General features: G+C 40.9%; 19 protein-coding genes and 5 tRNA genes. 19 read left to right on the forward strand and 5 right to left on the reverse strand.

Annotated elements, in window-relative coordinates:
• Nucleotides 1–4: 4 nt before the first annotated feature.
• The 4 genes from folC to purF all read left to right on the forward strand — a co-directional run bounded on the left by folC (nucleotide 5) and on the right by purF (nucleotide 4,152).
• On the forward strand, nucleotides 5–1,330 hold the full coding sequence (folC, locus tag MORIYA_RS00620) for a bifunctional tetrahydrofolate synthase/dihydrofolate synthase (RefSeq protein WP_112711794.1): 1,326 nt from the start codon (nucleotides 5–7) through the stop codon (nucleotides 1,328–1,330).
• Nucleotides 1,331–1,336: 6 nt separating this feature from the next.
• Nucleotides 1,337–1,918 carry an SPOR domain-containing protein gene (locus MORIYA_RS00625; protein ID WP_112711796.1) on the forward strand — a complete coding sequence of 194 codons (582 nt, stop codon included), beginning with the start codon at nucleotides 1,337–1,339 and terminating at the stop codon, nucleotides 1,916–1,918.
• Between the two features lie 102 nt (nucleotides 1,919–2,020).
• Complete coding sequence (locus tag MORIYA_RS00630; protein ID WP_112711798.1) at nucleotides 2,021–2,530, forward strand: CvpA family protein; 510 nt, start codon at nucleotides 2,021–2,023, stop codon at nucleotides 2,528–2,530.
• 110 nt (nucleotides 2,531–2,640) lie between these two features.
• The gene (gene purF / locus MORIYA_RS00635) at nucleotides 2,641–4,152 is read left to right on the forward strand and encodes an amidophosphoribosyltransferase (RefSeq protein WP_112711800.1); all 1,512 of its coding nucleotides are present in this window, start codon (nucleotides 2,641–2,643) and stop codon (nucleotides 4,150–4,152) included.
• 113 nt (nucleotides 4,153–4,265) lie between these two features.
• On the opposite strand, the gene lpxH is transcribed toward purF, so the two are convergent.
• Entirely contained in the window at nucleotides 4,266–5,003 is a 738-nt protein-coding gene (lpxH, locus tag MORIYA_RS00640) for a UDP-2,3-diacylglucosamine diphosphatase (protein WP_112711802.1), read from the reverse strand.
• A 78-nt stretch (nucleotides 5,004–5,081) separates the two neighbouring features.
• Nucleotides 5,082–5,579: a peptidylprolyl isomerase gene (locus MORIYA_RS00645; RefSeq protein WP_112711804.1), complete on the reverse strand. Its 498-nt coding sequence runs from the start codon at nucleotides 5,577–5,579 to the stop codon at nucleotides 5,082–5,084.
• Nucleotides 5,580–5,827: 248 nt separating this feature from the next.
• Between MORIYA_RS00645 and cysS the strand changes: the two genes are divergently transcribed.
• Both cysS and MORIYA_RS00655 read left to right on the forward strand, forming a co-directional pair.
• Entirely contained in the window at nucleotides 5,828–7,219 is a 1,392-nt protein-coding gene (cysS, locus tag MORIYA_RS00650; RefSeq protein ID WP_112718348.1) for a cysteine--tRNA ligase, read from the forward strand.
• A gap of 109 nt (nucleotides 7,220–7,328) precedes the next feature.
• Nucleotides 7,329–7,802, forward strand: a complete 474-nt coding sequence (locus MORIYA_RS00655) for an FKBP-type peptidyl-prolyl cis-trans isomerase (protein ID WP_112711806.1) — start codon at nucleotides 7,329–7,331, stop codon at nucleotides 7,800–7,802.
• Between the two features lie 117 nt (nucleotides 7,803–7,919).
• Here MORIYA_RS00655 and folD read toward each other — a convergent pair whose 3' ends face one another.
• Complete coding sequence (folD, locus tag MORIYA_RS00660) at nucleotides 7,920–8,777, reverse strand: bifunctional methylenetetrahydrofolate dehydrogenase/methenyltetrahydrofolate cyclohydrolase FolD (RefSeq protein WP_112711808.1); 858 nt, start codon at nucleotides 8,775–8,777, stop codon at nucleotides 7,920–7,922.
• 156 nt (nucleotides 8,778–8,933) lie between these two features.
• On the opposite strand from folD, the gene MORIYA_RS00665 reads away from it, so the two are divergent.
• The 13 genes from MORIYA_RS00665 to MORIYA_RS00725 all read left to right on the forward strand — a co-directional run bounded on the left by MORIYA_RS00665 (nucleotide 8,934) and on the right by MORIYA_RS00725 (nucleotide 18,843).
• Nucleotides 8,934–9,527 (forward strand): NUDIX domain-containing protein, encoded by a 594-nt coding sequence (locus MORIYA_RS00665; protein WP_112711810.1) that lies wholly within the window; start codon nucleotides 8,934–8,936, stop codon nucleotides 9,525–9,527.
• Nucleotides 9,528–9,759: 232 nt separating this feature from the next.
• A tRNA-Pro gene (locus tag MORIYA_RS00670) sits at nucleotides 9,760–9,836 on the forward strand.
• A gap of 2 nt (nucleotides 9,837–9,838) precedes the next feature.
• Nucleotides 9,839–9,915, forward strand: a tRNA-Arg gene (locus MORIYA_RS00675).
• A gap of 69 nt (nucleotides 9,916–9,984) precedes the next feature.
• Nucleotides 9,985–10,060, forward strand: a tRNA-His gene (locus tag MORIYA_RS00680).
• Nucleotides 10,061–10,139: 79 nt separating this feature from the next.
• Nucleotides 10,140–10,224 (forward strand) — tRNA-Leu (locus MORIYA_RS00685).
• A 4-nt stretch (nucleotides 10,225–10,228) separates the two neighbouring features.
• A tRNA-Pro gene (locus MORIYA_RS00690) sits at nucleotides 10,229–10,305 on the forward strand.
• Nucleotides 10,306–10,429: 124 nt separating this feature from the next.
• Complete coding sequence (locus MORIYA_RS00695) at nucleotides 10,430–10,765, forward strand: hypothetical protein (RefSeq protein WP_112711812.1); 336 nt, start codon at nucleotides 10,430–10,432, stop codon at nucleotides 10,763–10,765.
• 379 nt (nucleotides 10,766–11,144) lie between these two features.
• Nucleotides 11,145–12,797 (forward strand): cyclic peptide export ABC transporter, encoded by a 1,653-nt coding sequence (locus tag MORIYA_RS00700; protein WP_112711814.1) that lies wholly within the window; start codon nucleotides 11,145–11,147, stop codon nucleotides 12,795–12,797.
• On the forward strand, nucleotides 12,797–14,608 hold the full coding sequence (locus MORIYA_RS00705) for an extracellular solute-binding protein (RefSeq protein ID WP_112711816.1): 1,812 nt from the start codon (nucleotides 12,797–12,799) through the stop codon (nucleotides 14,606–14,608). Before MORIYA_RS00700 ends, MORIYA_RS00705 begins: the two co-directional genes overlap by 1 nt.
• A gap of 1 nt (nucleotide 14,609) precedes the next feature.
• Entirely contained in the window at nucleotides 14,610–15,662 is a 1,053-nt protein-coding gene (locus MORIYA_RS00710) for an ABC transporter permease subunit (protein ID WP_112711818.1), read from the forward strand.
• On the forward strand, nucleotides 15,659–16,714 hold the full coding sequence (locus MORIYA_RS00715) for an ABC transporter permease (RefSeq protein WP_232011443.1): 1,056 nt from the start codon (nucleotides 15,659–15,661) through the stop codon (nucleotides 16,712–16,714). Before MORIYA_RS00710 ends, MORIYA_RS00715 begins: the two co-directional genes overlap by 4 nt.
• Nucleotides 16,701–18,269 carry an ATP-binding cassette domain-containing protein gene (locus MORIYA_RS00720; protein ID WP_112711820.1) on the forward strand — a complete coding sequence of 523 codons (1,569 nt, stop codon included), beginning with the start codon at nucleotides 16,701–16,703 and terminating at the stop codon, nucleotides 18,267–18,269. Before MORIYA_RS00715 ends, MORIYA_RS00720 begins: the two co-directional genes overlap by 14 nt.
• Nucleotides 18,244–18,843, forward strand: coding sequence for a nitroreductase family protein (locus MORIYA_RS00725; RefSeq protein WP_112711822.1), 600 nt, complete (start codon nucleotides 18,244–18,246; stop codon nucleotides 18,841–18,843). The genes MORIYA_RS00720 and MORIYA_RS00725 overlap by 26 nt, the downstream gene beginning before the upstream one ends.
• On the opposite strand, the gene MORIYA_RS00730 is transcribed toward MORIYA_RS00725, so the two are convergent.
• Together MORIYA_RS00730 and MORIYA_RS00735 are read right to left on the reverse strand one after the other, a co-directional pair.
• The gene (locus MORIYA_RS00730; RefSeq protein ID WP_112711824.1) at nucleotides 18,836–19,552 is read right to left on the reverse strand and encodes a thioesterase II family protein; all 717 of its coding nucleotides are present in this window, start codon (nucleotides 19,550–19,552) and stop codon (nucleotides 18,836–18,838) included. The two genes, MORIYA_RS00725 and MORIYA_RS00730, sit on opposite strands and share 8 nt — an antisense overlap.
• 66 nt (nucleotides 19,553–19,618) lie before the next feature.
• Nucleotides 19,619–21,931, reverse strand: a complete 2,313-nt coding sequence (locus MORIYA_RS00735; RefSeq protein WP_112711826.1) for a TonB-dependent siderophore receptor — start codon at nucleotides 21,929–21,931, stop codon at nucleotides 19,619–19,621.
• Nucleotides 21,932–21,935 lie beyond the last annotated feature (4 nt).

Here is a 21,935-nt window from a genome sequence, read left to right on the forward strand (position 1 = left end):
ACCGATGTTGAACAGTATTAATAAAAGCCAGTCTCTCGCAGATTGGCTTTGCTATTTAGAAAATATTCATCCTGTTAATATTGAAATGGGATTAGGTCGAGTTGGGCGTGTTGCTGAGGATCTCGCATTAACGACATTTTCGGCTAAAGTGATTACGGTTGCAGGCACCAACGGTAAAGGCTCTACTTGCGCGTTCTTAGAACGTATTTTACTTGATGCAGGCTTCAATGTCGGGGTAACAAGTTCTCCACATATTCAAGATTATCGAGAGCGTGTTCGCGTTAATGGTAAAATGCTCACCGCGCAAGCTCACGCTGATTCCTTTGCGTTTATCGAAGCGGGGCGTGGCGATACCACATTAACGTATTTTGAATTTACGACATTGTCAGCCTTGAAGTTATTTCAAGATGCCACATTAGATGTAGTGATCCTTGAAGTGGGGTTAGGTGGCCGTTTAGATGCATCGAACATAGTATCTGCAGATGTCGCCGTGGTGACAACGATAGATATTGATCATGCCGATTGGTTAGGGACAGATAAAGCGGTGATTGCACGGGAAAAATCCGGTATTTTCCGCGCCGGTAAAAAAGCCATTTGTGGCGTCATCAACCCACCCTCAACAATTGCAGCGTATGCTGAAGAAGTTGGTGCAGAGCTGATTGCCGTTAATCGTGATTATTATTATACGCAGCACGCCGACACTTGGGACTGGCAATCAAATTCAACCGAGCAGCAAGATGCTAGTGCATTAATATTTACGGCACTAGAGATCCCGCAGTTGCCATTGCAAAACGCAGCAACGGCGATCGCGGCTATTCAAGCATTAGGGTTAACAGTGCCAGATACAGCGATCCGTAGTGGTGTTGCTAATGCGAAATTACCGGGTCGACTGCAGCAATTAGGCACATCACCGCAACAGTTTGTAGATGTTGCACACAATCCTGAGTCGGCACGTTATTTAGCCACACAGCTTACACGTTTAAAACAACAGGCAAGCTCACCAGTGAAGATCATTGCTGTGGTTGGTATGCTTAAAGATAAAGATATTGCGGCAAGTTTGGCAGCGTTAACTGACGTTATCGATTGTTGGCACCTGGCGGCATTGCAGGGAGAGCGAGCCGCACCTTGTCAGCAAATCGAGCAGGGATTAGTTGCAGCAATGCAACAGAATAGTAAAAGCTATGATAGCCTTAGCCAGCAGCCTATGAGTCATGATACAATAGCGAAAGCTTGGCAATCAGCAAACCAAAGTGCTGATTGCCATGATATTATTATTGGTTTCGGCTCATTTTGCACGGTAGCGGAAATTATCCAACATATAAGTGGTTAAATAAACGTGGCATCGACATTTCAACATCGCTTAGTCGGCACTATCATTTTAGTGGCGATTGGTATTATCTTTTTACCTGACTTACTTGATGGTCAGAAGATAACGTATCGTGAGAATACCGCGAGTATTCCTTTGCGCCCCGCGCTTGTTGAACTTGCGGATCCAGTTAATTTTGATTCATTCGATAATGAGTTACTCGTTGAACCAGCGCCGACAGTCAACTTAACGTCAGTAGATAAAGTTGAAAAAAGGGTTTCAACACCAACGGCTATCGCTAAAATGCAGAAGCTCGCCCCATTAGTTAAGCCAGTTAAAACCGTAAAAGTGATACCACCAGTCGGTAATAGTTGGAGTATTCGTTTGGGTACGTTTAACAATTCAACCGCTGTCGATGAACTGGTTAAAAAGATCAGGAAGGCTGGATTTAACGCCTACCGATTGCCGCGTTATAAAAAAACGGGTCAATTAAACAGACTTTATGTGGGCCCCAATGTTGACAAGAATGAGTTAAAACGTTTATTGCCAAAATTACAAAAAATCACTAGCTTGAACGGTGTCATTGAAAAGTTTGACCCACGAGACAAGTAATTAAAAAGCCGACATTTATGTCGGTTTTTTTGGTTTTAACTATTATCAATCTTGTATTTTAGTTGTTACAATGGCGCCAATTTTAAATGAGCGGAACAAAACATGGCATGGATTGATTACCTTATCTTAGGTGTTATTGGTTTATCTTCAGTGATAAGTTTAGTGCGTGGTTTTGTCAAGGAAGCGTTCTCTCTTTGCACTTGGTTTTGTGCTTTCTTTATATCTCGCTTTTATTATCAAGATATAGCGGCTTACTTAGAAAATTTCGATGCGTTTAGTGCAGCGTTCGGTGAACAGTTAGTTAAAAATGGCGTGGCGATAGCGCTATTATTTATTTCGACCCTTATGTTAGGGGCTTTGCTAAATTACATACTTGGCCAGTTAGTCGATAAAACGGGCTTGTCAGGTACGGATAGATTACTCGGTGTATGCTTTGGTATTGCCCGAGGAGTATTAGTGGTGTGCGTGTTACTGTTATTTTTACAGTTATTCACCAGTTTCCCGGAAACGGCTTGGTGGCAGGGCTCGCCACTAATAGCTGAGTTAAAACCACTCATTAAATGGTTTTTTGAACATCAAGCTTCTGCATGGGACAACATGCAGGGTTTATGACAAGTGAAACGTATATACCCAAGCTATCTCAAGATGCAATATAGTATCTTGAAGTAACTTGGGTATAACTAGCATTTTATCGAAAGCACAGTAAACGAGGAAGTTAGGTTATGTGTGGAATTGTTGGCATTGTTTCTACAACCCCTGTTAATCAGTCTATCTATGACGCATTAACAGTACTACAGCATCGTGGACAGGATGCTGCAGGGATTGTAACCTTAAGTGATGGAAACTTTAGGCAGCGCAAAGCAAATGGTTTAGTGAGAGATGTATTCGAAGCTAAACATATGCAGCGTTTGAAAGGTAATATTGGTATCGGCCATGTTCGATACCCTACAGCAGGAAGCTCGAGTGCCGCAGAGGCTCAACCTTTCTATGTTAACTCTCCGTTCGGTATTTCCCTTGCTCATAACGGAAATCTAACCAACGCCGCCCAATTAAAAGAAGATCAATTTCATAAAGCCCGTCGTCACATTAATACCACGTCTGATTCAGAAGTATTACTTAATGTGATGGCGCATGAATTAGATAAATGCCCAAGTTTACATTTGACGGCAGAAGAGATTTTTACTGCAATTACAGCTGTACACAAGCAAGTACGCGGTGCTTATGCTGTGGTATCACTGATTATTAACCATGGTCTCGTTGCTTTTCGTGATCCTAACGGTATTCGTCCGTTAGTATTAGGTATGCGTAACGAAGGCGATCAAAAAGAATATATGGTTGCTTCTGAATCTGTTGCACTGGATGCCGTAGGTTTTAACTTTGTACGTGATATTGAACCAGGTGAAGCGGTTTATATTACTGACAAAGGTGAGTTATTTAGCGCGCACTGTGCTAAAGACGCAAAGCATAACCCATGTATCTTTGAATTTGTTTATTTTGCACGTCCAGACTCAACCATTGATAAGATATCGGTTTACGAATCACGCCTTGCAATGGGTGAGAAACTGGGTCAAAAAATTAAGCGCGAATGGGTTGATATTGACATTGATGTGGTGATCCCAATCCCTGAAACGTCATGTGATAGTGCCTTAGAAATTGCAAAAGTGCTGGAATTACCATACCGCCAAGGTTTTGTTAAAAACCGTTATATTGGCCGTACGTTTATCATGCCAGGACAAACGTTACGTCGTAAGTCTGTACGCCGTAAATTAAATGCAATTTCATCAGAATTTGTAGGTAAAAATGTACTATTAGTCGATGACTCAATTGTACGTGGTACTACATCAGAGCAGATTATCGAAATGGCTCGTGAAGCGGGTGCTAAAAATGTTTATTTAGCTTCAGCTGCACCAGAAGTGCGCTATCCGAACGTTTACGGTATTGATATGCCTAGCACGGACGAGCTAATCGCCCATGGTAGAAACGTCGATGAGATTGCAACGATGATCGGTGCAGATGCACTTATTTTCCAAGATCTAGATGATTTAATCGCTGCTGTTTCAAAATTTAACCCTGAGATTAAAAAATTCGAAACCTCAGTGTTTAGCGGTGAATACGTGACGGGTGATATTGATGCGGATTATTTACAGCGTCTTAACGATCTTCGTAACGATGGTGCTAAAATAATCAAAGAACAAGAAGAAATTGCTAATTTAGAAATTCATAACGAAGGCTAATAAGCTTAGTGTGAATTGAATTATGTAGTTTTTGCTTTAGTCATAAATAGATCGTAAAAGGAGCGTAATGCTCCTTTTTTTGATCTGTAATTCATCAGACCTATGTTAGTTTTTTATACGTCTTTTAAAAATGCACGTTGCTGGAGGTCATATTGACCGTCACGCCAAATAAGCACGCTGCCTTGGTCAAACCAATCACCGAGTACAATCCGTTTTCCGAGCTTATCTGCTGACAATTGAACATCATGGATATTCGGTTTGTGAGTATGACCGTGAATTAAAATATCACAGTGATATTCTTGCATCTTGTTGACCACTTCAGACTCGGTCACGTCCATGATGGCCATGCTTTTTTGTTGATTACCTTGTTGGCTTTTTCCGCGTATTTTATCGGCAATCGCTTCGCGTACGAAGATCGGCAAACAGGTGAATAATTTTTGACGCCATGGGATGTTTACTGCGGTACGAAATGCTTGGTATTTTTCATCAAGCGTACAGAAGGTATCACCATGTGCTATTAATACTTGTTGGCCATCAAGGTCAATTGCCGTGTAATCTCCAAGTATCGTCACACCCGTTTCTTTAGCAAAACGTTTACTGATCAGAAAATCACGATTACCTTTTACTAAAAAGCATTTGATACCATCATCGGTTAAGGCTTTAAGTCCATTTTTAACACTATTGTTAAGGGTATTGCGAATATCATCACCTGACCAAAATTCAAATAGGTCGCCTAAAATGTAGAGTGCGTCAGCTTCGCGCGCTTCGGTCGCAAGAAAATGTAAAAATAATTCGGTAATTTGCGGATGGCGTTCATCAAGGTGCAGATCTGAAATAAACAAAGTAGTCATGTGCTGGTATCATCCTTGTCGGGAATAAAAATACACTACCTAAGCAGTGTATTTATTTTTCAGAAACTGAGTGCGCTATTAAGCTTCTTCTACAGTTACTTTAGTAATGATGATGTCTTCTAATGGAACGTCACCGTGGCCAAGTGTGTTGCCAGTCGCTACTTTTTTGATTTTTTCAATCACGTCCATGCCTTCAACAACTTCAGCAAATACGCAGTAACCCCAACCTTGTGACGTCTTGCTTGTGAAATCTAGGAAATTGTTGTCTTTTAGGTTGATGAAGAATTGTGAACTTGCTGAATGCGGATCAGCAGTACGTGCCATTGCTAATGTACCAAATTTATTCGACAGACCATTGTCTGCTTCATTTTCGATTTGTGCATTTGAGCTTTTCTCTTCCATACCAGGAAGCATGCCGCCGCCTTGGACCATGAAGCCATCGATTACACGGTGAAAGATAGTACCTTCGTAGAAGCCGTTTTTTGCGTACTCGAGGAAGTTAGCTGCTGTTTTTGGTGCACTTTCAAAGTTAAGTGCGATTTTGATATCACCGAAATCTGTATGTAGAGTTATCATCTTAATGATCCTTTGGTTAATTAACGGGGTAAATTCTATCCTAAAGGTTGGCAATGGCAAAGCTTTTCGATAGTGATGGTGTGAGAAGGGGTTATTTTTGTGCTTTCATTTGGCTGATTTATGCACTTTTTTGGTTGTTCAGTTAAATTTTGGCCTTTTATGCTGTTGCAAAGCTAGTAATCATTAATGCTGATGGTAAAATCAGTCAATTAATTGCATTTTACTGTTTGCGCAAGGATCACTATTCGATGCTGAAGATTTACAACACACTGACTCGCCAAAAAGAACAATTTAAACCTATCACTGAAGGTCAAATAGGTATGTACGTATGTGGCGTGACTATCTATGATTATTGTCATATTGGTCATGGTCGTACTTTTGTGGCGTTTGATACTGTGGTGCGTTATCTTCGCCATCGCGGTTATGCGGTTAAATTTATCCGTAACATTACCGATGTTGATGATAAAATAATCAAACGTGCCAACGAAAAAGGTGAAACTTGTGAGCAGTTAACGACACGTTTTACCCAAGCTATGCATGAAGATTTCGATGCGCTGCACATGATCCGCCCTGATATGGAACCGACGGTAACAGGTCATATGCCAGATATTATCGAAATTATCGAGACGTTAGTCGCGAAAGGTCATGCTTATGTTGCGAGCAGTGGTGATGTATTGTTTGAAGTGAAGACATTCGCTGACTACGGTAAATTAAGTGGCCAAGACTTAGATATGCTACAAGCTGGCGCGCGTGTTGAAGTTGAATTAGAGAAGCGTAATCCGATGGATTTCGTATTATGGAAAATGGCCAAGCCGGGTGAACCACGCTGGGTATCTCCTTGGGGTGAAGGTCGCCCTGGTTGGCATATTGAATGTTCAGCAATGAACAACAAAATACTGGGTGACGTGTTTGATATTCATGGTGGTGGTTCTGATTTAATGTTCCCACACCACGAAAATGAAGTGGCACAATCTTGCTGCGCACATAATGGTGAGTACGTGAATACCTGGATGCATTCAGGTATGGTGCAGATCGACAAAGTGAAAATGTCTAAATCATTAAATAACTTTTTCACTATCCGTGATGTATTAAAAAAATATGATGGCGAGTCTGTGCGTTATTTCTTAATTTCAGGTCATTATCGCAGTCAGCTAAATTATTCAGAAGATAACTTAAAACAAGCGCGTGCAAGTTTAGAGCGTTTATATACCGCATTACGTGGTGTGACAGTTGCCGACGTTGATGGTGTTGTACCAGGTTGCGAAGCGTATGTTGCAACGTTCAAAGCGGCAATGGATGATGATTTCAATACTCCTGAAGCGTTCCCTGTGTTATTCGAATTAGCGAAAGAAATTAACCGCATCAAAGAAACGGATGAAAAACGCGCTGGCGAATTAGCGGCGCAGTTAATTATCTTTGGTGAAGTATTAGGTTTGTTATCACAAGATCCTGAAGCTTTCTTGCAAGGTGATACCGGCGCTGATGATGAAGTGGCTGAAATAGAAGCGCTTATTAAACAACGTAACGATGCGCGCGAAAGCAAAGACTGGGGCATGGCTGATGATGCGCGTGACAAGTTGAATGCGTTGGGTATTGTGTTGGAAGACGGTGCTAACGGTACTAGTTGGCGTCGTAAATAAAGGCTCAATTGATTTAAGTGCCAATGACCCATACTTTTACTTTAAGTTTAAATTGAAGTAGTCATTGGCATTTTGTTTACTTAATAAAGAGTTAGATAAAGGATTAATCATGTTAAAAATTATTTCAGTGATCATCGGTTGTGCGTTGATTTTTTTCCTTATGCAACGCATGGGTGGTAACAAGAAACAAACGGCTGAAAACATTGAAACAGGTAAGTTGTTTTTAGCGGCGAATTTAGAAAAAGAAGGCGTTGAAGAAACGGCTTCAGGTTTGCAATCAACAGTATTAACAGAAGGTACCGGCACTGATCACCCAACGGGACGTTCTAAAGTGACGGTACATTATCATGGTACATTATTAGACGGCACTGTGTTTGATAGCTCGGTAGAGCGTGGCGAGCCAATTACATTTGGTTTAAATCAAGTGATCCCAGGTTGGACTGAAGGTGTACAGCTAATGGTTGTCGGTGAGAAACGCCGATTCTTTATCCCAAGCCGTTTAGCGTATGGCAACCGTGGTGCGGGTTCGATCCAAGCCGGTTCAACCCTGATTTTTGAAGTCGAACTATTAAGTTTTAAATAAAGGTTTAACGCAGCGTTTAGCTTACAAAAAAGCCGCATGAGCAAAGGTGATGCGGCTTTTATTATCTATAATACGTGATGATTGATTACGTACTATTTGTAACGTATTGCTTAGCGATTATTTTGAGTGGTAATCACGGCAAGAGATTAGGGTATTCTCGATCAAGCTTGCCACTGTCATTGGACCAACACCACCTGGTACAGGGGTAATGAAAGAAGCATTTTCTTTTGCTACTTCAAAGCCAACATCACCAACAAGTTTGCCATTTTCTAAACGGTTAATACCAACATCGATCACCATTGCGCCTTTCTTGATCCATTCACCAGGAATAAAGTTAGGGCGACCAACTGCAACTACAACTAAATCGGCACGACGTACATGCGCTTCTAAGTTTTTAGTGAAGCGGTGACATGTTGTCGTTGTGCAACCTGCAAGTAATAACTCAAGCGTCATTGGACGACCAACAATATTCGACGCACCGACTACAACAGCGTCTAGACCACGTATGTCAACACCAGTTGATTCAAGTAACGTAATAATACCTTTTGGTGTGCAAGGACGTAATGCAGGGATACGCTGTGATAAACGACCTACGTTATACGGGTGAAAACCATCAACATCTTTATCTGGGCGAATATGTTCCAACACAACCGTTGTATCAATATGCTCAGGTAAAGGCAGTTGCACTAATATTCCATCAATCGTGGCATCTGCATTTAACTCATCAATTAATGCTAATAAAGCATCTTGTGAGCAATCTATTTCAAGATCGTAAGATTTAGAAACGAAGCCGACCTCTTCACAGGCACGACGTTTACTCCCAACATATACTTGTGATGCCGGATCGGCACCCACTAAAATCACAGCAAGACCCGGGGCGCGTAATCCTTGTGCGGTACGCGCTGCCACTTCTTCAGCAACTTTCTGACGAACTTGCTGAGAAATATTTTTTCCATTAATGATTTGAGCAGTCATTGAGTTATATTCATCTCTTGGTTAGAAAGTTGCGCTATTTTCGCACTAAAACACCTGTTTGTCAGCAATTGATGTGGATAAATAATTATCTAATTGCAGTGACAAATAAGGCGTATTTGGTTATAAAGATGCTTTGAATTATTTAGGTAGATAACAGTGAAACACCAAGAGCATATTATTTCCGTTTTTGCAGACGTTGCAGCACCTTCAACCCGTTTAATTGACAGTGCGGCTGTTAATATCCAAAGCAAAGATGTTGTTATCATGCAGCGTGCGCTGTTAGAAACAAACCCTAAATTTCGCCAGCTTATTCCCTATGTAGTGGTAAAGCAGGGTGACAAATACTTGGCATACGAACGTTCTGTATCGGGTGGTGAATCGCGGTTACATAACTTATTCAGTATTGGTATTGGTGGTCACGTGGATGCGGTGGATGCGGTTTATGATGAAAAAGGCGTATTCCAGTTAACCGAAACGTTACGCACCGGTATGTACCGTGAATTACATGAAGAGTTAGGGCTAACAGAAAGCGACTTCTTAGGGATGACAACAATTGGTTACCTTTCTAAAGATGTAACCCCTGTTGATGAAGTGCATCTAGGTATTGTATTGGTTGCTGAAGTGCACGCAGATCTGGTTGTAACCAGTAAAGAAGACGCGTTGAATCTAGCGGGTTTCTTAACTGCGGATGAATTAGCTAAGCTAAATTTAGAGTCTTGGTCTGAAACTGTGGTTGCAGAGCTAGTTTAAATAGATTAGAACGCCGATAAGCAGGTTAATTTAGATCTGCTTTGTTATTGATTTGCGTTACTATTTAGTAAAAAGTCTGCAGTTAGCACTCAAACCGTGCATATTGTTGTTATAATCTCGCTTGGTGTATAACTATTAGGCAGTTGTTTCTTCGGTTTAATAAACTATTTGACGCGAACAGAGCAACTCTGTAATATCCACCCTCGTTGACAGACGTTGTCTTCAACAAGTTCGGTGATTAGCGCAGCTTGGTAGCGCACCTGGTTTGGGACCAGGGGGTCAGAGGTTCGAATCCTCTATCACCGACCAATGACTCCTTAGCTCAGTTGGATAGAGCAACGGCCTTCTAAGCCGTAGGCCATAGGTTCGAATCCTATAGGGGTCACCATATTTTAGATTAGTTTTGCTAATGCATTATTTTTATTAATAGCCTAGCGAGATTAACAACAAGTTTGTGGCGGTTGTAGCTCAGTTGGTAGAGCCCCGGATTGTGATTCCGGTTGTCGCGGGTTCAAATCCCGTCAGTCGCCCCATATTCGATAACGACGATATTCTTTTAGAATGGAGTTATCACCCTTGCTAGAGTTACCTGCTAGTAAGTTGAAAAATTGTGCGGAAGTGGCGGAATTGGTAGACGCGCTAGATTTAGGTTCTAGTATTGCAAAGTGTGAGAGTTCAAGTCTCTCCTTCCGCACCATGTTCGGTGATTAGCGCAGCTTGGTAGCGCACCTGGTTTGGGACCAGGGGGTCAGAGGTTCGAATCCTCTATCACCGACCAATTATTTTTCCAAGTAATTGGAATCTGGAAAAGCCTGCTCATTGAGCAGGCTTTTTTCGTTTGACGTTTCTCAAAATCGTGCTACTTATTGTTTAAGTAAGCATTTAACAACAAAGGCCTATTTATGACTGACAATACACAATTTTTAGAAAAGCTAAACAATGACATCGACATCAAACTACAGTTCGTTGATTATGCTGAGTTAAAAGTAAATAAACATTTAGCTAAAGCAGACCGGCCAGAAACACAACACTTTACAATTAGCTCTGCATTATTAGCACTAGAAGAAGCGCAAAACACTGCGACTTATTCTGCGCTATTGAAATTGTTAGTGGTACAGCTTGAAACTTACCTTACGCTACCTGTTAAAACTGTTGCTGATGATTTCCGAGCTGAAATGACAGACAATATCGCGCAAATAAACGCGCTTGTAGCTGAAGTAGAAGCTGCTGCACTGTAAGGCTGTTTTAACTTGAATGTGGCGTCATATTTGAGTTGATGGTGTTAGTGCTAGTGAATAGCATATAGAAAGATGAAAGCCTGCTTTGATAGTAGGCTTTTTTGGTTTTAACTGTCTGTAATTCATAAATACTGTATGCCAAGTTACATTGGACACAGATGCTGAGGTATCCATTACATCACTACACTATAGGTTAAATTTAAGGTTCTCATAAACCTTGATTATCCCACCTGTTTGAATGCCAGACTAAGCAGACTTTTATTTTTATAAAAATCAATGTGAAAATAAGAATGATTAGTGTTAACATCTTCACACTTTTGTAAAACAACAACATTTTAATGTGTTGTTGTTTTAATTCTAACAAGCAGTGTTGTTTATCATGAACGCGAAGTTAATTCTGTCTTTATTAAAAGGCGACTATTCAAAATTTATAGTCGCAATATTTCTCAGTGCTTTAAGTGCTGCAGCAGGCGTATCAGTTATCGCATTTATTAATGAAGCGATTAGTCGATTAAGTGTCGGTGCTGATTTTCCGATCACTTTATTTTTTGCGCTCATCTTCCTATTATTTGGATTGAGTTATATCTCTCAATCTCAGATTACTCGGTTGGGTCATCGTGTTGTATATGAGCTAAGGCTGAGTATTAGTCGCAGATTAATGAATATGTCTGTTGAGCGGATTGATCAGTTAGGTCAGCCGACTATTCTGGCGACTTTAACCAAAGACATAACCGCTATCAGCCAAGCGTTTAATAGTTTACCTTTTGTTGTTTTTGGAGCATCGGTGGTACTGTTCACGTATGGGTATTTGTTTTGGCTGTCTGCGACATTTTTTATCGTGACGCTTGTGATGAGTACGGTATCGATTATTTTCGGTCGCCGGTTAATGATCGCATCTCGTTATTATAAAAAACGAGTACGAGAAAATGATGACGTATTATTTGACAGTTATGATGCCATGTTGCGAGGCCGTAATGAGCTTAAATTAAGTCAAGAACGCCGTACGTCTTTTTATCACACTCAATTACAGACTTCAGCAGAACAAGCGAGAATCTTAGATACAAAAGCAGATCGACTTACAGTGCTTAATGGCAGTTGGATAAATACATCGGTCTTACTCTTGATTGCACTTGTTTTACTTATGCATACCCAATTCCAGATTGGGACATCGGAACAAGTGACGGGTTATGCTCTGGCAATTCTGTTCTTGCGTTCTCCTTTAGCGGGACTTGTTGGTTCATTACCTGCGCTTATCGTTGGTTCTGTCGCTTATGCCAAAGTATCATCGTTAGATTTAGCAGAAGACAACAATGAACTGAATTCACTTCCTGCACTTCTGACATCATGGAAAACACTTCAGCTAGACCAAATTGAATATGATTACCCGAGTGAAGACGGCGAATCAGGCTTTTCTGTTGGGCCAATTAATTTAACGATTAATCAAGGTGAGTTGATTTTCTGGGTTGGTGGGAATGGTAGTGGTAAGTCAACTTGCGCACGCCTGCTTACCGGTTTATATAGTGCCCACCGTGGAACCATCACATTTTCTGATACTGTGATTAATGAAAAAAATATGGATTGGTATCGTAATCATTTTTCTGTGGTATTTGCTGATTTTTATTTATTTAAGAATATTATTAATGAAAACGGGGTTAAGCCCGATCCAGAACTGGTTGAACACTACCTCACTAAACTCGCGTTAAACAATAAAGTTGAAGTTGTTGATGGTCGTCTTAGCACCACAGAGTTATCTCAAGGGCAACGCAAGCGTTTGGCATTATTATTGGCATACCTTGAAGACCGCAGCATCATAGTACTTGATGAATGGGCCGCCGATCAGGATCCAACTTTCCGACGTATTTTTTATACCGAGTTACTGCCAGAGCTTAAAGCGCGCGGTAAAACGATTATCGCTATTACACATGACGATCATTACTTCCACCTTGCAGATAAATTATACCGTGTTGATGCTGGGCAACTAACCCTTGTTAAAAATGATGTGAATGAACTAACTATGGAGCAAGCTAGCTAATGGATATACAGCAATCTATTCGTGGGTTATTAGGGGGCGCGTTGGTTTTAATCGCAACATTTAGTCACCCTGTATTGGCTGAATATACCAGTCATGGTATCAGCTTGTATGGTGAACCAAAGTATACCGAGAACTTTAGCAATTTTGATTACGCGAATCCTGATGCGCCTAAGCAAGGTGAGTTGGTCATGGCGGAAATGGGAAGCTTTGATTCTTTACATCAATTTATCGATTTAGGTAAAAAGCCGAGAGGGTTATTCTGGCTTTATGATCGCTTAACTGTTCGTGGCCACGATAAAAATGAGATTAAAACCCGTTATGGTTGGTTAGCTGAAAAGATGACAATTGCGGATGATTATTCTTCGGTTATTTACTTTTTAAGAAAAGAAGCAAAGTTTAGTGACGGTTATCCTGTTACTGCTGAAGATGTGGCGTACTCGCTAAATTTGTATCGTGAAAGTGGTTTAAGTAATATTAAATCACGTTTTAAAATGGTTAAGTCGGTTGAAGTTATTGATCCTTTAACGGTAAAAATTAATTTTGGTGGTGATGGTAGCCGTTTGCAAATCTTAAACTCGGGTAACTTACCTGTATTGCCCAAGCATATCTGGCAACATAAAGACTTTACGCAGCCATCGCTTGATATACCCATAGGTTCAGGCCCTTATAAAGTAATCTCGGTGGATCCTGGTCGTGGGATTGTGTATGAATTAAGAGATGATTATTGGGGTAAAAACTTACCTGTCAATAAGGGGAAATATAACTTTAAGAATATCAAAGTCGAGTATTTCCGCGATCGTAATGCAGCAGTGCAAGCGCTTAAAACCAACAATGTAAATTATATTGCGGAAACGAATTTATTACGCTGGAATAAGTTATATCAAGGTGACGTGTTTGACTCTGGAACGGTTGTTAAAGACAAGATTAATTACGACGCACCTTCTTTTGTTACAGTGATGGTATTTAATTTAAGACAAGCTAAATTTGCTGATCGCAGAACGCGAGAAGCTTTGGTCACTGCGTTTGATTTTGAGTGGTTAAATAAAAAAGCATTTAATAATCAATACACTCGAGCTACAAGCCTGTTTAATAATAGCTTCTTGGCTGCAGAGGGATTACCGACTGCACAGGAAAAAGCGATATTAATCCCCTTGTCTGCGCAATTGCCGGAACAGGTATTATCAAGTGAATTTACACTACCAAGCACGGATGGTTCAGGTCGTAACCGTAAGAATTTATTAACAGCACAAACCTTGTTAAAAGAGGCCGGTTGGAAAGTTAAACATAATAAGTTGGTCCATAGTGTGACGGGCGAGGTGATGACGATTAACTTCTTATTACCATCGCCAGTCATGAAACCTGCAATTGGCGCATATATTCAAACACTGAAAAAATTGGGTATTAGCTCAAACATAACAATCAAAACAGGCACTGAATATTACAAATTATTAATGCAACGTCAGTTTGATATGACCCCAAGTCAATATAAGGTTCGAATTCCGCCAAATACTGAGTTACGTTCATCACTTAAATCTGAATTTGCGGGTGTTGCTTCAAGTTATAATCTCAGTGGTATTCAAGATCCTGCTATTGATAACCTTGTCGAAGGACTTGTTCAGTCAGACAGTTATGTGGATACGCAAGCATACGGACGCGCATTAGATCGGGTGTTGAAATGGAATTATTACTATTTACCATTGTGGGCGCGTAACTTTCAGTTAGTTGCTTATCAGAACTATATTAAAAAACCGTTACAAGCACCAAAATATGGTTATGAAGTTGAATTCTGGTGGGATGAGCGCTCGAAGTAATATGCTTAATTTTTATTTTATTCGTCGTTTGCTGTTAGTATTTCCGACGCTGTTTATTATTATCTCGTTAAATTTTTTCTTACTTCAGTGGTTGCCTGGTGGGCCTGTAGAGGCCGCCTTAGCTAAGCAGCAAGGTATTGATAATTCGGCAAATGCACTTTTCGATGAGACCGACCAAATAACTAATGGTCAGCTTATTGATGACCAGTTGCGAGACAAAATTACGCGAGAATATGGTTTTGATAAGCCTATATGGCAACGCTATACTGAAACGCTCAGTCGTTATTTATCATTCGAATTAGGGAACAGTTATTTTAGTAAGCGTCCTGTTACTGAATTAATTTTTTCTAAACTTCCTGTCTCTTTATCCTTGGGGTTTTGGACGTTGTTCCTAACCTATTTAATCGCAATACCATTAGGGGTGATGAAGGCGAATAAACAAGGAGGTATGTTTGATTCGACATCCAGCTTACTGCTGTTTATCGCTTATGCAGTGCCGACTTTTATTATCGCTATTATGTTATTGATTTTATTTGCTGGTGGCGTTTTTAGCTGGTTTCCGCTACGGGGACTGGTTTCTGCAAATCATGCTGATTTATCCGTTACAGGGCAGCTTCTCGATTACTTTTGGCATTTATGTTTACCTGTTGCAGCCTGTGTTGCCAGTGGATTGGCTTCGTTAACTGTTTTAACACGTAATTCTATTATTGACCAAATGGCTCAACCTTATTTAGATACGGCTATTTGCATGGGGGAAAGTCGGACAAGCGCAATCTTCAATCATGTATTACCGAATAGTATGTTAGTGATCGTAGCTCGCTTACCTTCAGACTTACTGTCTATTTTTATTGGTGGCACCTTGCTCGTTGAAATCGTATTTTCATTAGATGGTGTTGCATTGTTAGGTTTTGAGGCGCTATTGGAACGAGATTACCCAGTGGTATTAGGTATTCTATATTGTTATTCGTTACTGGGTCTTGTTTTGAATTTGGTTGGCGATTTGATATATCGTTGGGTTGATCCACGTGTTGATTTTTCCGAGGTGAACGGATGATGGATGTTAGCCAGGAGGATGTAAATTTACCTGATAATTCAAAGAAGGGCAGTCGTCGCCTGAGTACGCTAAGACGAGGTAAATATGCTGCGATTGTTTTTTTAATATTGTTCTTTGTTAGCCTGTTTGCAGAATTAATCGCGAATGATAAACCGCTACTTATTAGTTATAAGGGCGCGTTATTTTTGCCTATTTTAGTCAGTTATCCCGAAACTCAGTTTGGTGGCGATTTTGATTCAGAAGCAGACTATACCGATCCTTTTTTGAGTGAACAGATTGCAAAGCAAGGCTGGGCGTTATGGCCGCTTGTGCATTACAGCTACAGTACCATTAATTATGAGCTGAGTTATCCGTCACCTCCAACATCCGAAAACTGGTTAGGATTGGATGATCAGGGACGGGATGTTTTTGCTCGGCTTCTTTATGGCATACGTATTAGCCTTGGTTTCTCCTTCTTTATTACTGTCAATATTGCCTTGTTAGCATTAGTTGCAGGTACGTTACAGGGGTATTTTGGTGGGTTAGTCGATCTGTTTGGTCAGCGTGTTAGCGAAATTTGGGGCTCGGTTCCTGTGATTTTTGTGGTGATGATTGTATCGAGTCTTATTCAGCCGAGTTTCTTTACCTTAAGTATGATTTTGGCCTTGTTTGGTTGGCATTATTTAGCGCAGTTAGTTCGAGCCGAGGTATTAAGAACACGTCAGTTGGAATATATTCAGTCTGCACTTATTGTAGGTGTTCCTGATTGGCGGGTAATTTGGCGACACATTATGCCAAATGCACTTATTGCTACATTAAGTAGTTTACCGTTTGTATTTTCTGGGGCTTTAGGCTCGCTAATTACGTTAGATTTTCTGGGGTTCGGATTACCTGTCGGTTACCCTTCTTTGGGGGAGTTGATTTCGCAAGGTAAAAACAACTTGCACGCCCCTTGGTTAGGGTTAACGGGCTGTGGTGCTATTTTAGTCATTGTGACATTAGTGGTGCTGATGAGTGAAGCAATACAAGAATGGTTGAGCCCGTATAAGGATAAAGATCATGCTGAAGGTTGAAGGACTAAGTTATTCTATTGGAAAAGCTAAGCTGCTAGATAACATTAGTTTTAAAGTTGATAAGGGACAAACTTTGGCTGTGGTTGGCGAAAGTGGTGCTGGAAAAACCCTATTAGCCAAGTTATTACTTGGTATTGAACCTAAAGTGGGGGTGGCGAGTGGATCTGTTAGTATCAATGGACATAATAGCCGTACTTTTTCTGATCTGCAATGGCAGAAGGTGAGAGGAAAGCAGATTGGCATGGTGTCGCAAGAACCCTTATCGGCACTCAACCCTGTGAAACGTATCGAGTGGCTGCTTAAACGAGCAATTGCATTACATCATAAATCGGGTACGTCATTTAGAGCGGGTAATACTGCGTTATTAAATCAACGTATTGATGAGTTGCTTGAACAAGTCGGTTTATCTTCAGACTTAAAAACCCGTTACCCACATCAGTTGTCTGGAGGGCAGAGGCAAAGATTGCTTATTGCGCTGGCGATTGTGAATAATCCGATGTTACTTGTTGCAGATGAGCCGTCGACGGCTCTTGATCCCGAGGTGCGTCAGCAAATTTTGCTGTTGCTAAAGCAGATCCAAGCTCGAACCGGCATGGCTATTGTACTCATCTCGCATGATCTACACATGGTAAGGCAAGTTGCAGATCAAGTGATGGTATTACAACAGGGTAAGGTGATCGAGCATAACCAAGCCTTACTTCTATTCAACAAGCCTCAGCACGAATATACGCAAGCCTTGTTGAGACCTATGCATTTTGATCCCCCTGTTTCTCCTCGTCAGCGAACCTTGCTTAATGTAAATAATTTAACTGTTGATGTGAAGTCTACAGGCTGGTGGAGTGCACCGCAGAGGTTATTGGATAACATTAATTTTTCGTTGAATGAAGGCGAAAGTATTGGCATTATAGGTCCGAGTGGTTCAGGAAAGTCCACCTTAGCGAAAGCGCTACTAAGACTTATCCCCGCGACAGGCTCTGTTTATTTTGATGGTCATGATTGGCTTAATGAAAAACGTCGAATGTTACGACTCCATCGGCATAAAATACAATTCGTATTTCAAGATACCGCCTCTAGCTTAAACCCTAGGCTAACGATTGCCCAAACGCTCACAGAAGGGTGTTTGGCGCAATTACAAACAGAAAACCTATCATCTCGACTCGATACGATCATGGCTGATGTGGGTTTACCTACAGCGTTTTTAAATCGTTATCCACATCAATTATCAGGCGGACAACGTCAGCGTATTATGATCGCGAGAGCCTTAATTCTGTCACCTAAGTTATTAATTTTAGACGAACCCACGACAGCGTTAGATCAGGAAAATCGATACCGAATGATCACGTTACTGAAGTCGATTCAGGAACAACGTCAAATCAGCCTAGTATTGATTACCCATGATTTAACCTTACTTCAAGCACTATGCCATCAAGTATTAATATTAGAGCAGGGTACTCAGGTACAACGTCAGTCTGTTGGTCATTGGTTGTCAGCTGCAAATACATATGATAAAAAAGAGAAGGAATTTAATCATGAATCCATTGGAATCGTTGCTTGATCGCCGTTCATATAGCTTATCTAAGTTAGGTCATCCTGCGCCATCTGAAGCAGAATTGCGGAATTTGTTTGACTTAGTGATGACAACACCAGATCACGGTAATGTGAAACCTTGGCGTTTTATTGTTGCCCGTGGTGATAACATGCAAAAATTAAGTGATTTAACGTTGGAATTATACAAACGTCAAAGTGATAATGGTGAACTAAAAGATAAAGCGTACCGTTCTGCAAGAGATATTGCTGCGGTACCTATGATGATTATGGTGATAACTGATCTTGATCCAGAACATAAAGTATCATTGTGGGACCAACGATTGTGCGCCGCAGCCGCAGCTCAGAACATCATGAGCGGATTGCATTTAATGGGATATTCTGGCCTTTGGTATACATTTTTGGCGAGTGATGATGTTAAACCTATGTTCGGTATGAAGCCTGAAGACCAGGTCGTGGGTGCGATTGCGGTCGGCACGCCAAAGCCTCATTTTGTGAAGAAGATTAAACGCCAGTCGCCAGATAGATATTGTTTTGAATGGCAGGGATTAGGCGTAACGCCAACCCCTTTGTTTACTAAATAATAGTCATTTTATTGCGGAGTTGTTGAGCAATTGTGGTTAAGAATAGTGGTAAATTCTGATTGAAATAGAAATGGTCACCTGGCATTTCTATTAATTCAAACCCTGACTCGGTGAATGAAGACCATTGCTCGACATTACGCTTTTCGACGACAGGGTCATGACTGCCATATATTGCTGTGATTGGCACTGATATTGCGGATGTATCGCTGCAGCTGTATTCTTCATTGAGTTTTAAATCGGCTCTGATTATAGGCAACATTAATGCCATCAATTCAGTGTGAGCCAACACTTCATCTGCTATCCCGCCCATTGTTTTTAATGTTTTAATTATCTCGTCATCGGTTTGTCTACTCGATAAGGATGATGGGAGGTTGCAGAGTGGCCCTTGACGTGCCGAAATAATCAATTGTGAAGGTAAAGGTAGTTTTAACTTGCCTAATAAGCGTGTGGTTTCAAAGCACACCAACCCGCCTAAGCTATGACCTAAAAAGGCAAACTCTGTTGTATGCTTTATCTTGGGTTTAATTTGATCGAGCAAGTCATGCGTTAACGCAGCTATTGAATTAACGGGGTTATCGCAGAAGCGAGTCCCTCTCGCTGGATATTCTAATGCGACCAGTTCAATATTTTGTTGTGCTAATAATACTTTCCATGGCAGATACATATTGGCTGCGCTGCCTGAAGAAGGAAAGCAAAAAAGTATTTTCATTCAAGTCTCCAATAAAAGAGGGACTCAATGAGTCCCTCTTTTGTAATCATTCATACTCATACAATATTAAAAATTATATGCTGCACTCAATGAAATTGTTCTTGGTGAACCTAAGTACACTGCGCTTTGTGTCGAATCTGAGCCTGCTGTGTAATAGTCCTTATCAAATAAGTTTTTCACATTCAATTGAAGTTTAAGGTCATTATCTGCAAAGTCTGGTGCATACCAAATAGCTGCATCGATTAGCGTGTAAGCATCGAGAGTATAGTCATAACCTTTACGACGGTTACCTGCACGATCATCAACATAACGAACGCCACTGCCAACACCCCATTCATGACTTGCCTGATATGCTAGCCAAAGACTGGCGTTGTTTTTTGGCACGTTCACAGGCTTACTTACGCTATCGGGAGCGTCTACGAAGTCAACATCAGTATAACCATATGAGAATAGGGCTATTAGATCATCGGTGATCGCATAATCACCATCGATCTCGAAACCTTGGCTTTTCTGCTTGTATACGTCGAAGCTGCCTTTTATATCACCGGCATAAGCAACATTATCAAGGTCAGTACGGAAGACCGAAGTAGTCAAATTGAGTCTGTGACCTAATAACGATAATTTACTACCGACTTCAAATTGTCTGCCGTTTTGGGCTTCAACCCATTCCTTTGCAATGCTATCAAATTTTTGATTCGGTAGGTAAGAATCAGTAAAGTTACCAAACAAGGATACTTGACGGTTTAATTTATATAAAACACCTGCTTGTACACTGATATTTTTTTCTTTAGGGCTTTTTGATGAAGAGTTGGTCTGTGGAGAGCCAATTGCCGCAGCATTTGCCTTGAAGGTTGCATCCCAAGTTTCCGTAGTCTCTGCTTCAAATACGTCATAGCGCGCACCAAGTACGAAACTCCAGTCGCCATATTTAATTAAGTCCTGAGCAAAGACGCTATATTCGGTTAGTTTTAGATTAACGTCTTTAATGTCATACATATCGTCGGGATAAGCCGCCTGAGAAGGATCATCAGTATAATAATCGAATCGTCCGCTATGCGTATTAGGTGTTTGGAGTGCATATTCTGCGTAGGGGGCAAAATTTACTTTACTCCAACTAGCCGACGCTGACTGATTTTTTTCTTCTTTATAATGCGTGTAATCAACGCCTATGATTGTACGATGTTCGGCAGCTCCGGTGTTAAATTCAATGTTATTCTCCCAAGAGTACAATTGAGTATTACTGGATTGTCTACTGCCGTTGATATAACTGTTGATATTACCATCAAAAGCATGATCGGTTTTATCTTCAAGATAAAGGTCTACGGGAAATGGTGCGCGAGGCGGATTATAAGTCTCTACAGCTGCATCTGATGATGCATAAAAATGTACACGTTTGGCCGACGATTTTCTTTCATAATTACGTGCTTTAAAGCGCATAGACCAGTAGTCGTTAATGGCATGGTCAATGTCAAAACCAAACTTGTGGACTTCTCGTTCCTGACGTGAAAAATCAGTGCCTAGGCGTTTCTTATTAATATCTAAAAAGTCCCAGCCACCATTACTATTGAGCACGGCCAATGTACCGCGATCAAAAGGTAATTCTTCCTTGTTGTATTTATAAGAGAATGAGAGTGTCGTATCGTCAGTGACTAACCAGCTAAGGCTTGGTGCAATAAATACTTGTTTGCTGTCAGAAGCATCTCGCCAGCTTTCTGAATCGTCAAATACACCCACCAGACGATAGAGTACTGTGCCATCGTCATTCACAGGCCCGCTGAAGTCAACACTGAGTCGTTGTTTACCGTGCTCATCCATTGTCATTTTTACTTGATTTTGTGAAATCGGCATTGGACGTTTACTGATTAAATTAATCAGGCCACCAGGACTCATATTGCCATACAACACAGATTCAGGGCCTTTGACTACTTCGACAGATTCGAGGTCTTCAATCACGGCTTTGTCTTGAGCTAAGCCGTAAACTCGAGTCCCATCTTCATAAACATTGGCTTCAAAACCACGAATTTTGAATAAATCACGTGTGCCACCAAAGTTATTGTGCTCTGTCACGTTACTGACGTTTTGCACCACATCACTCAGGTTTGCAGCAGCTTGTTGTTCGATCACTTCTGAGTTGATGACTTGTACCGAGCGGGGAACCGTAGACAAGTCTGCTTCTGAACGCATGGTCGATTGGGCTATATTGCTGGTTAAAGTCTGTTTAATTCCGACTACTCTCGTAACCTGTACGTCTTCTGTTACGCCTTTATTTACATCTTGTTCGGATGAAAAAACAGACGTTGAGGTTGCGAGAAGAGTCATCACTAGATATTGCGGTTTTAATGACAAGCTAATGGCTTTAGCTAGTTTAGATTTGAGCATACTA

Source organism: Moritella yayanosii, assembly GCF_900465055.1.
Taxonomy (GTDB): Bacteria; Pseudomonadota; Gammaproteobacteria; order Enterobacterales; family Moritellaceae; genus Moritella; species Moritella yayanosii.